Below are 14,656 nucleotides of genomic sequence, written 5' to 3' on the forward strand. Positions count from 1 at the left end.
CCGTTTCCGAAGTTCTTGTATTTTTTACAGTCGAACGGATGGCCCAGGAACACATGCCAAGTCACTGCAATTCGAGCTACCAAACCTTCCCGAGGCGCATTGGCGGCGCAGAACGATCGTTTATTCTCTGCCCCGACATTTCAGGCAGGTGATCGATGGCAATGCGCATCAGCTCGGGGAGCGATTTTACGCCAAGCTTCGTTTTGATTTGGGAGCATGTATTTGCAATTGTTTTGTAGCTGACGTGCAATTCGTCGGCGATAGCAGCATATTGCTTGCCTTGGGCAATCAACTCCAACGTTTGCAATTCGCGCAACGTCATGCCGTTGAGGGGGTTGGTCCGACCTTTTGTTTCCATCACAGCAATTGCGGAGGCAATGGCATGACTCAGAAACGCCTTGCCCTGGCGCACGGCCTGCAGTGCCTTCACGATATCTACGGACGATGTATCTTTTAGGATGTAGCCATTGGCACCGAGTCGCAGCGATTGGCTGGCGATCATGGGGTCTTCGTGCATCGTCAGCACGAGGATCGGCGTGTGCTTGTCGTGGATGCGAAGGCGGCGGATAAACGATAGCCCTCCGAGCACACCTTTCTTGATTGCAAGGTCGATGATGATGAGATCGGGTTTATCGTGGCGATAGGCGCGAAATCCCTCAATGAGATTTGACGCGAGCATGATGTCGTCGATGCCGGCATCTTCAAGCACGCGGCGGCAGCCCTGCAGCACGATGGGATGGTCGTCGATCACGAGAATTTTGGTCATGCGGTCGCCTGGGAAAATGCGTTGACGGAACCACCGTGAAGATCTCGGGGCCGCAACGGGATTTTGATTGAAATCGTGGTGCCGTGGGGTTCGTGACCGGCGAGGACAAGGCTGCCCCCCGCTGCCAGAACGCGCTCTCTCATCGCGGATAATCCGAAGCCTGCTTGCACGTCGGGCTTCAGGCCAACGCCATCGTCGCTGATGCGCAGGGCGATTGCATCATGATCGCTGCCGGCGCCTTGGCTGGCCTCTTCGCGAAGTTGGACGACAATGTGCGTCGCCTGACCATGCCGAATGGCATTCGTCAGCGCCTCTTGTGTTGAGCGATAGACGGTGAGGTCGATGCGCTCACCGTAGGGCCTGATGAGCGGGGTGACCGAAAGACCGATGCGAACGTTGGGATGGCGCCGTTCGAAATCATAGACGAGATCTTGAATGAGCGCAGAGAGAGGCACTTTGCCGACGGAGACAGGATGAAGGCGCTTCAAAAGCGCGCGATTCATCGCCTTGAGACGCGAGGAAATCGACAGGATTTCGTCCGTTCTTTTGCGAATGGCTTCAGCACTGTCTTCGCGGAGCGCATCGGTGAGACGGCTGATTGATTCCGCGTTCGCGGTAATTCCAAAAAGGCAGGGACCAGCCTCATCATGGAGTTCGCGCGCAATCTCGCGCCGCTCATCTTCTTGCACGGATTGAATCTGCCGATAGAGTTCGCCGTTTTCTTCTCGCGCCTGATCGAGAGATGCAGCAAGCGAATTGAACTTCACTGCAATGTCGGCAACTTCGGTCACTTTTGGAATTTTGAGGCGCTGCGACCGCTCACCCGCTTCAAGCGCCACCAGTCCCTTCGCAAGGTCCGTCAGCGGATTGAGGATACGTCCGAGAACGATATAGAAAGCCAAGACGATGAAAACGATGGCGACGACCGCGACCGTCGCAAAAGCAGAGAGCTGCTCCCACTTCTCCGCGATCTCGTCGTCCGGGTCACCCTTCAGAATGAGCGAGCGGCCGTTCGGCTCAATGCTGATGACGCGGGTATGATCGTTACCGCCTTTAGGCATCATCAGTGCCTCGAACCAGTCGGGCGTGCGATCATTGGCGTCATCGATATCGGACACCGTTTCCGGTGATCGCAGGACGCGCATCGGCTTGCCCGGATCTTCAACGTAAACGCGGGCATGACGCAGATGCTGAATTTCGTGGGCAACGAGATTATCGAGGTCGGAGAGATGATTTTCGGCGTTGATCCGCCGAACAAGCTCGCGCAGATAGCCTTCCGCCGTATCCATCGACGCTTCGATTTCGACGTTCACGGATTGGCGGCCATTGAGGACGGCGGTTGCTCCCATCAGTACGGTGGCAAGAAAAAGCATCGCGGAAATCGCGAGCAGAACTTGCTGCCGGATGGAGCGACTAAACCATGCCGCCTTTCGCAAGCGGGCAGCGAAACCGGATAAACGCGATGTCGTTTGCATTACGTCAACTGCGGGAACCATAACGTTTCGAAAGCGCATCGAGCGCCTGCTCGCCGGTGAATCCGGCTTTGCGCAAATTGTAATACTGCTGTCCCGCTGCGCCGAAACTCTCGATCCGATTGGCGGCGATTGCGTTGTTCAACATAGTAATCAAGCTGATGGCGGTTTCATCGCCGCCCGCACCTTTCAGCATATCTTCGAGCTGGACAGCGCGGTTCGCGACCATGCGTGGCGAGTCGTTAAACTTTTCGGACGCCTCGATCAGAGCACGGCGAACTTCTCCCGATTTTGAGGCGGCAACTTTCCCGTCACTCTTCGTCTCATGCTCAATCAACCAGATCTCCGGCCTCACGTCGTCCTGTTCCGTCAACCAGCTCTTCGTGCCGACCTTCGTCAGCCCGGAACGGTGTTCTGCTTGGTGCTGTGTCGGTTGTTCGTCACTGCATCCGTTTAAGCCGGCGGCAATCACGAGGGCCAGTGCAAAGATGGAAAGGCGATGGGTCATCACGATTATTTGCGCTTTTACAGGTGGTTTTCATTCTCTCATCGCCAGCTATGACAGACGCGCGCAGAGACTACCAGGACAACGTCTGCAGTCTTCTTTGCCAAAACTTCCCGGCCCAATTTGCCGATCAATCTGAAGACCTCGCAAGGCTACATCGTTACGGTCCGGCCCGTGCTGATCGCGCAACCATCGGACGACCAGCGATCCGAACGCGCAGCACGCATCTAAGAGTGGCCTCGGGTGAGACTTTTGCCCGTATTCCGCTCGTGCCTCAGAGGGTCGGGACGGCAAAAGTACCCCTTCGTTTCACAAGGGAAGTCGCCTCGGCCGAATAAGAAAAAGCTGGGTTTAGGAAACGCGAGGTTAAATGGGCATGAAAAAAGTCGTTGGCACCTCAATGCTGATGTCGGCGTCCTGCATGGCGATAGCCGCCGCTATGCAGCTCGGCGTCGCAACCAGCGCTTACGCGAATGACAAGCTAGTTGAACTGTCGAAGAGCAAAGACAACTGGGTGATGCCGGGTCGGAATTACGACTCGAATAACTACAGCGAAGACGATCAAATCAACGTCGGCAACGTCAAGCAGTTGAAGCATGCTTGGTCGTTCTCGACCGGTGAGCTGCACGGCCACGAAGGCGCTCCGCTCGTCGTCGATGGTGTGATGTACGTTCATACGTCATTCCCCAACAAGACCTTTGCTCTTGATCTCAACGACCCGGGCCACATCCTCTGGCAGCACAGCCCGAAGCAGAACCCAGCCGCTCGTTCCGTGGCGTGCTGCGATCTCGTGAACCGCGGTCTGGCTTATTGGCCGGGCGACGGGAAGGTACCGGCGTTGATCATAAAGACCCAGCTCGACGGTCACCTCGTCGCGCTTAACGCCAAGACGGGCGAAGAATACTGGAAAGTCGAAAACGCCGATATCAAAGTCGGCCAGACCGAAACCCAGGCTCCGTACGTCGTGAAGGATCTGGCAATCGTCGGTTCTTCGGGCGCCGAACTCGGCGTTCGCGGCTACACAACCGCCTATAACGTCAAAACCGGCGAACAAGTCTGGCGCAAGTACGCGACCGGTCCGGACGCCGATATCGGTATCGGCGATGACTTCAATAAGGCGAACCCGCACTACGGTCAAAAGGGCCTTGGCCTTGCGACTTGGGAAGGTGACGCTTGGAAAATCGGCGGCGGCACCAACTGGGGTTGGTATGCCTACGATCCATCGCTCAACCTGATTTACTACGGCTCGGGCAACCCCGCTCCGTGGAACGAAACGATGCGTCCGGGCGATAACAAGTGGACCATGACGATCATGGCCCGCGATGCCGACACCGGTGAGTTGAAGTTCGGCTACCAGAAGACGCCTCACGACGAGTGGGACTTCGCTGGCGTCAACGTCATGATGCTCTCTGAGCAGAAAGACAAAGACGGCAAGGAGCGCAAGCTTCTGACGCATCCCGATCGTAACGGCATCGTCTACACGCTTGATCGTTCAAACGGCGACCTCATCTCGGCGAACAAGCTCGACGATACGGTCAACGTCTTCAAGACGGTCGACCTGAAGACCGGCCTTCCGGTTCGCGATCCTGAATACGGTACCTACATGAACCACAAGGGCACGGACATCTGCCCCTCGGCCATGGGTTACCACAACCAGGGTCACGACTCTTATGATCCCAAGAAGCAGCTGTTCTTCATGGGTATCAACCACATCTGCATGGACTGGGAGCCCTTCATGCTTCCCTACCGCGCAGGTCAGTTCTTCGTTGGTGCAACGTTGTGGATGTACCCAGGTCCGAAGGGTGATCGCCAGAACTTCCTGGGCCTCGGTCAAATCAAGGCCTACAACGCCATCACCGGCAAGTACAAGTGGGAGCACATGGAGCGCTTCTCGGTTTGGGGCGGCACGCTCGCAACCGCTGGCAACCTGGTGTTTTACGGTACGCTTGATGGCTTCATCAAAGCACGCAACTCGGACACCGGTGAGCTGCTCTGGAAGCACAAGTTGCCGTCGGGCGTGATCGGTTACCCGATGACGTACGAGCACAATGGCATCCAGTACATTGCTATCATGTCGGGCGTTGGTGGTTGGCCGGGCGTCGGTCTGGTGTTCGACCTCCAGGATCCGACCGCTGGTCTCGGTGCGGTTGGCGCCTTCAAGCAACTCCAGAACTACACGCAGATGGGCGGCAGCGTCGAAGTGTTCTCGCTTGACGGCAAGAACCCCTACGACGACGTCAACGTCGGCGAATACGAGAAGGGCTGATAATCAGCCTTGGGCTATGGCATCGGCGATCTTCACCGACGCCATAGCCCACTGGATATCTCTCGTGTCCGAAAAGGACCCGAGCCGCGCGGCGATAGTCGATTATTCGCTTCACAACGACGGCTATCTGCCTCGCGAGCAATGCATTCGAATTTCCGGCAACAGCGCTTGATCCCGCGCGAGGCGCGAGCAACCGCCAGACCGATTTGAAAGGCCTTGTTCAAATCATGGCTCCCGAATTAGAGACCGCTCATTCGCGGACATTTGTTTCGCATCTTTGGCAAGTCGCGGCTGCCATCAGTGTTTCGCTATTCGCGCTCGCAGCTTTCAATCCGTCGATGTCGGATGATGCAAAGCCTGCTGCGGCGGATGACAAAAATGTCCTGCGTGTCTGCGCGGCCGCGAAAGAACTGCCGTATTCGGCGGACGACGAGTCCGGATTCGAAAATAAGATCGCCAAAATTCTTGCTGATGGCTTGGGGCGAAAAGCCGAATTTGTCTGGTCTCAAAAAGATGCCATCTACGCGGTGCGCGATCAGCTCGATAAAAATCTTTGCGATGTCATTATCGGAACGGATGCCAACGATCCCCGCGTTCTGACGTCGAAGCCCTATTATCGAGCGGCCTATGTTTTCATTCAGCGCAAGGACTCGCCGCTGAAGATCGACAGCTTTGATAGTCCCGATATCGTCAAGGCAAATCCGATTGGCTTCGTGCAAGGTACGCCCGCCGAAACGATGATTACCAAGCTCGATCTCTATAACGACAATATCAACTACGTGTCGTCGCTGACCAACTTCAAGGATAAGCGCAACTCCTACACGCGCGTTCCGCCAGATCGGATGGTCGGCGAAGTGGCTTCGGGAAAAGCCGAGCTCGCTATTGGTTTCGCGCCGGAAGTCGCGCGTTACGTCAAGGCGAATGACGCGCTCAAGTTGACTGTCATTCCCGATAATAATGTTCGCGACGATGGCCAGCGCGTTCCGTTTCATTTCGACCAGTCATTCGCCGTCCGCAAAGACGAGAAAGATCTGATGGCCGCGATAAACACCGCCCTTCCGGGCATACAGAAGAAAATCGATGCGGTTCTGAAAGACGAAGGAATTCCCTTCGAAGCGCCTCAACCGCCGACCTGAAGACAGATGTCCCGCAGATCGGCAATCGAAGAAGAGTGGAAGAGAAATTGCAGATGAGATTTGGAATTCTGGCAGCCGGCGCTGTCGTATGGTCGTTGATCGCGGGTGCGCAGATGGCCAATGCCCAACAGGTTTTTCAGAATACCATTACCGGTGAAACCCTGGACGTCGATGCCACGGCACCGAAGGAAGGCCGTGATACCCCTGCGGTCAAGAAATTCCTGGAAACCGGTGTGGATGCCTACGTCGAAGTTCCAGGCTGCCTACCCAAAGGCGAAGAGGTCTTTCTCGAGTCCTGCTCGGGCTGTCACGGGCATATCGGAGAAGGCAAGGTCGGTCCGGGTCTGAACGATTCCTACTGGACCTATCCGAAGAACGAGACCGACAAGGGTCTGTTTGAGACCATCTTCGGCGGTGCCAACGGCATGATGGGTCCGCACGGCCAAGACATCGAGCTCGACGACATGATGAAGCTCATTGCTTGGATCCGCCACATCCAGAAGGACGACGTCAAAGACGCTCAGTGGCTGACGGACGAGCAGAAGAAGAACTTCAAAGCCTTCAATATCGACGAATGGGAAAAAACGGGACGCGCTGCCGCTGCGAAGCAGCAATGCAAGATTTCCGGCAACTAGCTCATGTCCTGATTAGGGCTGCCTCACAGGGCTTGGCTGGTACGGAACAACAAGGACGGATCAGACCGTCCGAAGACGAGTAGAAAAATGGAGGAATGCCTATGAAGAACCTTTCACTCACGCTCGTTGCCGGAATTGCATTTGCCGGCCTCGCTGGCGCGATGGCTCCCGCGGCCATGGCCTACGATGGCACGCACTGCCGCGCTCCGGGCAACTGCTGGGAGCCGAAGCCCGGCTTCCCCGAAAAGATCAAGGGTACGAAGTTCGATCCGAAGCACGACCCGAAGCAGCTCGCGAAGCAGAGCGAATCCATGGCTGCCATGGAAGAGCGGAATGCGAAGCGCGCTGAGAACTTCAAGAAGACCGGCAAGTGGGTCTACGACGTCTCGAAAATCCAATAGTCGAGGCGGATAAATAATCCTCGGATCTTGCGACGCTTGCAGGACGAAAAAATTTCCTCTCCGAGGTATCTGGGGTGCTGCCCAAAACAGCACCCCCCTTTTCGTCCGAACTTAAATCTGACGTCCAGTCGTTCGGCCGGCTGAGCACGCCACGCTTGGGAACAAGAATAATGAATCGCCCAACGCTTGATCGGCAGCCTACTGCCGATATGTCCGAACCAATTAACCTCGAAAGCTGGCGCCGCGATGCTCGCGACTTCGAGCAGGAAATCGCGAAAGCTGTCGTCGGCCAAGAACGGGCAATCCGTCTCCTGACAATTGCCGTATTCGCGCGCGGGCATGTTCTTCTGGAGGGCGACGTCGGCGTCGGCAAGACAACGCTCCTGCGCGCAGTGGCTCGAGCGCTCGGTGGTGCTTACGAGCGCATCGAAGGCACGATCGATCTAATGCCTTCTGACATGATCTATCATACGTTTCTTAACGAAGAGGGTAAGCCACGCGTCGATCCGGGTCCCGTTCTTCGCCATGGCAGCGATCTCTCGGTTTTCTTTTTCAACGAAATCAACCGGGCGCGCCCTCAGGTGCATTCGCTGCTGCTGCGATTGATGGCCGAGCGCAGTATCACGGCCTTCAACAAGGAACACTATTTTCCCAATCTGCTCGTCTTTGCTGATCGCAATCGCATCGAGCGTGAGGAAACCTTTGAGCTGCCTGCCGCGGCACGCGATCGCTTTCTGATGGAAGTTGGCATTGCTACCCCGACAGACAATAGGGCGCGCCGAGACTTGCTCTTTGAGACGAAGTTCCATGATGTCGACGCGCTTATTTCATCACTCAGGGAAGGCGTGATCGGCTACCGGCGTCTGAATGCGCTTTCCAAGGTCATTCAGAACAGCATCATCGTAAGCCCGGCGCTGGAGAGCTACGTTCTCGATCTCTGGACCGCCGTGCGCGAACCCGCGAAGGCCGGCATTGATATTCCAAACGTCGACATCACGCGTCTCGTGGCGGGCGGAGCCAGCCCGCGCGGCATGAGTTATCTAATCCGAGCGGCGCGCGTGCAGGCGTGGCTCTCCGGCAGAGACATGGTTGTGCCGGAGGATATTCGCGAGATTTTCTCTGAGTGCATGGCGCACCGCATCTTCCTTGCGCCGGTCTATGAACTTCGACGCGATGACATCATTCGGTCGCTTATCAGAGGCGTGTTCGCCAGGGTACCGGCGCCATGAACGACGCCGCGTGCGATCTCGCTTATGCCATACCCTGGCGTACGAGCGGCGTCCGCGTCGGCGCGCACAAGAGCTATCTGTCGGGAAGCAGCGGCCTGTTCCGCGATGTCGTTCCGCTGACCGCGTTTCCTGATCCGAGGCGCATCGCCGTTCGCGCCTCGTTGAGCGACCCGTTCGAACGTCTTCTTGTCCGTCGCGCCGAACAGCCGAGCGCGATTGATGTCGTCGTTCTCGTCGATGTTTCAGCTTCGATGGCCTTCGAAGGCCACTGCAACAAGATGGCCCTTGCGGCAGATATTGCCGAAGCGCTTGCGATTTGCACCGAACGTACCGGCGATACCTTTGCATTGCTGCCGTTTGACAGCGTGTTGCGCCCGGACCTCTTGCTCTGGAAGACGCTGTCACGCGCGGCGCACCTGGACGCCATTGACCGGCTTCGCCACGCAAAAGCCGAGCACAAAGGAATTGAAGGTATCGCCGAAGCCGGTGCGGCAATTGCCGGATCGCGCAAGCTTGTCTTCATTGTTTCCGATTTTTTGTGGCCTGAAGAGGGGGCGCGGGCTGCAGCCGAGGCGCTCGCCTTCCACGACGTCGTGGCAATCGAGTTGCGCGACAGTCTTGAGATTGAGGACTTGCCGCGTTGGGGTCTGCTCAATCTTCGCGACCTTGAAACCGGACGGCATCGTCTTGTCGCCATGCGTCCATCATTGAAAGCGAAATGGTTGACGCTGCGAAACGAGCGGCGCGATCGCATCACGCGCGTCCTCGACGCGAACGCTCGCGAGATGTTCACCATTCGCGATTCGATCGATTGGATGCGCCTTACCGCCTATCTTCTCTACGGGGCCGCCTGATGCGCATCTTTTGGATGATCGTATTCATTCTGATCGGCATTCGCCCGGCGGTGGCGGCCATAGACGCCGTCAACATCTATGAGCCGCGAACGTTCGGTTATTTTATCGGAGATATGCTCGAACGCGACGTTCAAGTCGTCACCAGCGGTAACACCGAACTCTTTACGGCGGCACTTCCACGGCCCGGTCCCCTGACGTACTGGCTCGACTTGGTTTCCATCGACCACACAGAGCGCGAAGCTGACGGGCGGCGGATCTACGATATCAAGCTGAAGTATCAGATTTTCTATTCCGCGATCGAGGCAACTGAACTCGACATCCCGGCCTTCCCGCTGAAGTTCAAAAATCCGACGAGTGTTGCGCCGGATGAAATTGCCCCGAATGACTCGGAAGAAGCTGCGAAGAAATATTCCGCGTCGGTTCCTGCTCTGCGCCTGACCCTCTCGCCGCTTCGCAATCTCGTTTTGAACGATCTCATGCCCGAAAAGACGAAAGAACTTTCGGACGTCCTGCGTCCTAACGTGCAGGCACACGAGATTCCAGTCGCCTCCAAAGAAAAAATGCTTGCGTTTTCGGGTCTCGCGCTTCTCGGCTGTGGGCTACTGCTGCTTTGGCATTATGCCATCTGGCCGTTCAAGAAACGCGCCGGCCGTCCGTTTACGCAAGCCGACCGCCAGATCCGGGACCTCCTGCCCTATGGGGTGGGCGACGCTTCCTATCGTGAGGCACTTCTCATTCTGCATCGCGCTTTCGACGAAGCGGCCGGTCATCGATTATTTGCCGAAGACGCTTCAGCGTTCACGCGAGAACATCCGCGCTTTGTAGGGCTGGCACCGCGGCTCAAAGCTTTTTTCGAAAGTTCGCGCCTTTATTTCTTCGGCGACGATCGACGCACCGCCGAGGATCGCTTCCCGTTTGAAAGCGTGAAGAGGCTGGCCGGCGATCTTGCACGCGAAGAAAGAGCGGCGGCATGATTTTTACGAACCCGCTCGGTTTATATTTGCTGCCGCTGATGCTTATCCCGCTCTTTCTCGGGACACAGAAGCAGGAGGGCTACCCTTCGCTTGCGGACCTCCCGATCGACCGGCTTTCGCAAGTTCTGACTTGGGCACTGCGATTTGCGGGAGTGCTCGCCATTGGTGGCATCGTTCTCGGACTGTCGGGAATTGCGCTGCGTGAACGCAAGATCGAGCGCTTTGGACAGGGCGCGCACATCGTGCTGTTGATAGACCGTTCCGCCAGCATGAATGATACCTTCGCAGGTCGTCAGCCCAGCGGAGCAGAAGAATCGAAATCGGCGGCGGCCAAGCGGCTGCTCAAGGATTTCGTCGTGGAACGCAAACATGACCGGTTCGGTATCGCCGAATTTTCAACTGCGCCGCTACATGTAGTGCCGATTACCGATCACAAAGGCGTCGTTCTCAATGCAATCGATGCGATCGACCGGCCGGGTCTCGCGTTCACGGATGTCGGCCGCGGCCTCGGCATGGCGCTCAGCATGATCGACGAAGATGTTCTGCCTGGTTCGCGCGCTATCGTTCTGGTCTCGGACGGCGTCGCGGTCGTGGGGCGGCGCGTGCAGGAGGCGTTGCGAACGGATTTCGCCCGGCGCCCCGTCCATCTCTATTTCCTCTATCTGCGCACCGAAGGTTCGAACAGCATGTTCGCCACTCCTCCGTCCGATGCAGAGGATACGCCGCAGGCGCTCCCCGAACGTCACCTCAACAAGTTCTTTCAGAGTTTGCGCATTCCCTACCGTGCTTATGAAGCGGAGAACGCTGATGCGGTCAAAGCCGCCATCAAAGATATCGGCAAGCTTGAGCAGACGCCAATCGTCTACACCGAGCGCATCCCGCAATACGACCTGTCGCGATGGGCATACGGGTATGCGGCGCTGGCTTTAGCTCTTCTTCTTGCTGCGAAGCTCTGCGCCCGCTCGCTCCACGCCATGCCCGGAGGCGCGCATGCTCGTTGACCGCTTCATCACGCTTTTATCGGATCAGCGCAGAAAAATTCTTTGGTTTCTCACGCTGTTGTGCGCGGTTTGGTTTGGATACGCCGCCAATGACTTCTTCCGAGCCGAACGCGCTAACAGCACGATCCGCCAACTCCTGGCACGGAGTGATGCTGCGATCAACGTTCGAACCGCGACGGCGCAGGAGATTCTGGCGCGCATAAATGAATCTTTGCGACGCGATCAAATCGATGATGCGCAAGCAACCTTGAGTTCGTCGGTCGAAAGGGTTCCCCGGGCCATTCATGCGGCTGCGCTTTACAATATCGCCAATTCCAGAACGCTGCTCGCGGCCGAGGCCGTTCGCAAGGGGGATCTCGACGGAGCGGCTGCGCTCGTCAATTTGGCGAAATCCGAATATCGCCTCGCCCTCAAACTCGATCCGGCAAACTGGGATGCGCGCTATAACATCGACGTTGCCATGCGGATCGTGCGTGACCTGCCGCAAGCGGATAATCCCGATAAAGAATCGCCTGACGCACCAAAAAAATTATGGACGGATCTGCCCGGCATTCCGAAGGGGTTGCCATGACTTTCTTCGGGATTGAATTCGATCGCCGAACAGCTTTGCTCACCGGCGCGCTGGCACTGACTATTGCCGCGATGATCGGCTTCCATCTCGTGCGCAACCAGCGCATCGCCGACGTTTTGGCAATCATAGATATCACCGGTAGCATGAACACGCGCGACATGGGAAACCCGCGCGGATCGCAGGATCGTCTGGAATCCGCCACGACTGCGCTCGTCAATCTGATGCAGGATCTTCCCTGCAACTCACGTCTCGGTCTCGGCGTCTTTACGGAGCGCATTTCGTATCTCCTCTTCGATCCGGCCGAGATCTGCGCCAACTACGATGCACTCGAAGGGGCAATCTCGGATCTCGATTGGCGCATGGCGTGGGCGGGCGACAGCTATATCGCCCTGGGCCTCTATTCGGGTATAGACATCGCTCAGAGCTTGAAATCGGATCTTCTATTTCTGACTGACGGACATGAAGCGCCGCCTCTGCCCTTCACGGGCGTTCCGGATTTCGATGGCAAGCCGGGTGCTGTAAAGGGCTTGATCGTCGGCGTCGGAGGAACGGAAAAAACGCCGATCCCAAAATTCGATGACGAGGGACGGCAAGCCGGCGTCTACAGCGAAACTGACGTTCCGCAGGACAATCGAATCGGGGCGCCGCCGCCGGATGCCGAGACGCGCGAAGGATACAATCCGCGCAACGCTCCGTTTGGTGCCATGTCCGCGACCGGCGACGAACAATTGTCGTCGGTAAAAACGGGGCATCTGGAAGACCTCGCGCGGCGTACGGGCCTGCAATACGCCGAGCTTCAGCACGTCAATTCTCTGGCGCCGCGTCTTCTCTCAGCAACGGAACCTCGGCTCGTGCCGGTGGATACGAATATGTCCCACGTCCCCGCGCTCGCGGCGCTTCTGCTGCTGCTCGCACTCTACGCATTTTCACTGTTCGAGACGGTGCGTTTCCCCAATCTCCGCCACCTCTTGAAGTTCGGCTTTACGTCCCATCCCAAAGGAGCCTTGGTTTATGGCAATTAAGTTACGTCCACTTCTCGTTATCGCTGCTGTTCTTTCGTTCTCGAGTGCTGCGTGGGCGCATGGCCCGACGCCACAAAAAGTGGACGAGAAAATTACGATTTCCGCCCCACCCGCTGACGTCTGGAAAGTCGTGAAAGACTTTGCGTCCATCGGGACGTGGCATCCGTGGGTCACGAATATCAAGGTCGAAGGGAGCGGCGACGACACGACCAGAACGCTGACGCTAAAGTCTGGCGGAACGCTCATCGACAGCCTTGATGCTATCGACGACAAGGCGATGGAGATCGACTACCGCCTGCAAAACGAAGACCTCAAGGCTCTCCCGGTCAGTTCGTATTCCGATGCGATTATCGTGCAGCCCGCTGCCGACGGAGGTAGCGAGGTCGAGTGGATCTCGCGTCTCTATCGCTTCGATACCGGCAACGAGCCGGCGGACGATCAGAATGACGAAGCGGCAGTCAAGGGATCGACCGAATACATCAAAGCCGGCCTCGCAGGCCTCAAGGCGAAAGTTGAAGGTAAATGAGGGCACGTCTTCCCGTCGCTGCCCTTTTGAGCACCATCGCCATTGCGCTGAAAGGCGCAGTGGCGATGGCCTCACCGCAAAGCGTCTACGTTCTCAGTCAAGACGACGGCATTCTTTCTGTCATCGACACGTCCTCCGACGAAATTGCGGCGAAGGTCGCCATTACCGGGAAGCCGGCAGCCTTCACGATCGATGCGAAATCACGCAAAGCCTTCGCAACGCTTCCCGACAGCGGCGAGATTGCCGTCATCGATCTTGACCGGCGCGTTGTCTTGGCGACCCTAAAGGTCGGCGGCCAGCCATTCGGCATTGCGTCCGACAATGCGGGCCGCCTTTTTGTAGGCGACTGGAGCGCCAATCGCATTTCTATCGTCGATGAGACGACCGGCGCGGCTGAAGCGACGTTTACCGTGGGGCGCTCGCCGGCTCATCTTGTTGCAACGGGAGATGGCAGACGGCTTTTCGTTGCCGATCGTGAATCGAACAATGTCGCAGTCATCGACACAAAGAATCTCAAAATTCTGGCGGAAATTCCCGTCGGCCGTGCGCCGTTCGCATTGGCAATAAGTCCGGACGAAAAACAACTGGCGGTTGCCAACGTCCAAGCCGCGACGCTGTCGATCATCGATACGAAAACTCTGAAGATCGTCTCGACGCCTGCGACGGGCGCGATGCCCTATGGCGTGACCGTCACCGACGACAATTCAGAAATCCTCGTTTCCAACCAACACGGCGGATCCGTCTCGATCTTCAATGCGCAAACGTATGCATCGCGCGCCGAGATCAAGGTCGGGCGCTATCCGGAAGGCGTGGCCGTGCTGCACAATGGGAGAAAAGCCTATGTGGCGAACTGGTTTTCAAACACCATTTCAGTTCTCGATCTTGCCAGCAATGTCGAGATCAAGAAGATCAAATGTCCTAGCGGACCGCGGATGGTTATTGCCGGCGCTGTGGAACATTAGCGCCATCGCGCTTACCATCGTGGTTGCAGCTGGAGCAGCACCCAGCACCGGCCACGCCGAACTGCTCTGTGGCGCTATGGTCAAAAGCGGCGTTGCATCTGGCAAGACCGAAGCCGAAGCTAAATCCGCCGCAACGACATGGTGGACATCCCGCGCCGGTGCGCTCGGCGAGGGGTATCAAGTGTGGGACCACGCGAAGAACAAATCCGTCTCGTGCCACGCGGGACCTTTCAACACGTTCAAATGCCGTGCGTCTGCGGAGCCATGCCGACCCGATGACAGCAAGCCGGTCGATCCCTCGAGTAGTAAGCATCTTTAGGTGTGCGGCTTCGTCGA

The 14,656-nt window shown here is 57.2% G+C and carries 16 protein-coding genes; 13 read left to right on the forward strand and 3 right to left on the reverse strand.

Features of this window, described 5'->3' with window-relative positions; genetic code table 11:
* Positions 1-76: 76 nt before the first annotated feature.
* From RLW41_RS12595 to RLW41_RS12605, 3 genes are all read right to left on the reverse strand, one after another.
* On the reverse strand, positions 77-766 hold the full coding sequence (locus RLW41_RS12595) for a response regulator transcription factor (protein ID WP_409562055.1): 690 nt from the start codon (positions 764-766) through the stop codon (positions 77-79).
* Positions 763-2,139, reverse strand: a complete 1,377-nt coding sequence (locus tag RLW41_RS12600) for an ATP-binding protein (protein WP_414461648.1) — start codon at positions 2,137-2,139, stop codon at positions 763-765. Before RLW41_RS12600 ends, RLW41_RS12595 begins: the two co-directional genes overlap by 4 nt.
* Positions 2,140-2,245: 106 nt before the next feature.
* Positions 2,246-2,746, reverse strand: a complete 501-nt coding sequence (locus RLW41_RS12605) for a hypothetical protein (protein WP_414461649.1) — start codon at positions 2,744-2,746, stop codon at positions 2,246-2,248.
* Positions 2,747-3,149: 403 nt separating this feature from the next.
* Between RLW41_RS12605 and RLW41_RS12610 the strand changes: the two genes are divergently transcribed.
* The 13 genes from RLW41_RS12610 to RLW41_RS12670 all read left to right on the forward strand — a co-directional run bounded on the left by RLW41_RS12610 (position 3,150) and on the right by RLW41_RS12670 (position 14,639).
* Positions 3,150-5,009: a methanol/ethanol family PQQ-dependent dehydrogenase gene (locus RLW41_RS12610; RefSeq protein ID WP_409563222.1), complete on the forward strand. Its 1,860-nt coding sequence runs from the start codon at positions 3,150-3,152 to the stop codon at positions 5,007-5,009.
* Positions 5,010-5,236: 227 nt separating this feature from the next.
* Positions 5,237-6,145: a methanol oxidation system protein MoxJ gene (gene moxJ, locus RLW41_RS12615; protein WP_414461650.1), complete on the forward strand. Its 909-nt coding sequence runs from the start codon at positions 5,237-5,239 to the stop codon at positions 6,143-6,145.
* Between the two features lie 53 nt (positions 6,146-6,198).
* Positions 6,199-6,780, forward strand: coding sequence for a cytochrome c(L), periplasmic (gene moxG / locus RLW41_RS12620; RefSeq protein WP_414461651.1), 582 nt, complete (start codon positions 6,199-6,201; stop codon positions 6,778-6,780).
* A gap of 101 nt (positions 6,781-6,881) precedes the next feature.
* Positions 6,882-7,181: a methanol dehydrogenase [cytochrome c] subunit gene (locus RLW41_RS12625; protein ID WP_013946132.1), complete on the forward strand. Its 300-nt coding sequence runs from the start codon at positions 6,882-6,884 to the stop codon at positions 7,179-7,181.
* Positions 7,182-7,390: 209 nt separating this feature from the next.
* Entirely contained in the window at positions 7,391-8,410 is a 1,020-nt protein-coding gene (locus RLW41_RS12630) for an AAA family ATPase (protein ID WP_414464594.1), read from the forward strand.
* Positions 8,407-9,264 (forward strand): VWA domain-containing protein, encoded by an 858-nt coding sequence (locus RLW41_RS12635; protein WP_414461652.1) that lies wholly within the window; start codon positions 8,407-8,409, stop codon positions 9,262-9,264. The genes RLW41_RS12630 and RLW41_RS12635 overlap by 4 nt, the downstream gene beginning before the upstream one ends.
* Complete coding sequence (locus RLW41_RS12640) at positions 9,264-10,238, forward strand: nonribosomal peptide synthetase MxaA (RefSeq protein ID WP_414461653.1); 975 nt, start codon at positions 9,264-9,266, stop codon at positions 10,236-10,238. Before RLW41_RS12635 ends, RLW41_RS12640 begins: the two co-directional genes overlap by 1 nt.
* Entirely contained in the window at positions 10,235-11,239 is a 1,005-nt protein-coding gene (locus RLW41_RS12645) for a vWA domain-containing protein (protein ID WP_409562063.1), read from the forward strand. The genes RLW41_RS12640 and RLW41_RS12645 overlap by 4 nt, the downstream gene beginning before the upstream one ends.
* The gene (locus tag RLW41_RS12650) at positions 11,229-11,810 is read left to right on the forward strand and encodes a hypothetical protein (protein ID WP_414461654.1); all 582 of its coding nucleotides are present in this window, start codon (positions 11,229-11,231) and stop codon (positions 11,808-11,810) included. The genes RLW41_RS12645 and RLW41_RS12650 overlap by 11 nt, the downstream gene beginning before the upstream one ends.
* Positions 11,807-12,832 (forward strand): vWA domain-containing protein, encoded by a 1,026-nt coding sequence (locus RLW41_RS12655; RefSeq protein WP_414461655.1) that lies wholly within the window; start codon positions 11,807-11,809, stop codon positions 12,830-12,832. Before RLW41_RS12650 ends, RLW41_RS12655 begins: the two co-directional genes overlap by 4 nt.
* Entirely contained in the window at positions 12,822-13,358 is a 537-nt protein-coding gene (locus RLW41_RS12660) for an SRPBCC family protein (RefSeq protein ID WP_409562066.1), read from the forward strand. Before RLW41_RS12655 ends, RLW41_RS12660 begins: the two co-directional genes overlap by 11 nt.
* Positions 13,355-14,320 (forward strand): YncE family protein, encoded by a 966-nt coding sequence (locus tag RLW41_RS12665; RefSeq protein WP_414461656.1) that lies wholly within the window; start codon positions 13,355-13,357, stop codon positions 14,318-14,320. The genes RLW41_RS12660 and RLW41_RS12665 overlap by 4 nt, the downstream gene beginning before the upstream one ends.
* Positions 14,298-14,639: a hypothetical protein gene (locus tag RLW41_RS12670; RefSeq protein WP_414461657.1), complete on the forward strand. Its 342-nt coding sequence runs from the start codon at positions 14,298-14,300 to the stop codon at positions 14,637-14,639. The genes RLW41_RS12665 and RLW41_RS12670 overlap by 23 nt, the downstream gene beginning before the upstream one ends.
* The last annotated feature ends 17 nt before the right edge of the window (positions 14,640-14,656 follow it).

Source organism: Hyphomicrobium sp. DY-1 (assembly GCF_047497105.1).
In the GTDB taxonomy this organism is placed as follows: domain Bacteria; phylum Pseudomonadota; class Alphaproteobacteria; order Rhizobiales; family Hyphomicrobiaceae; genus Hyphomicrobium_B.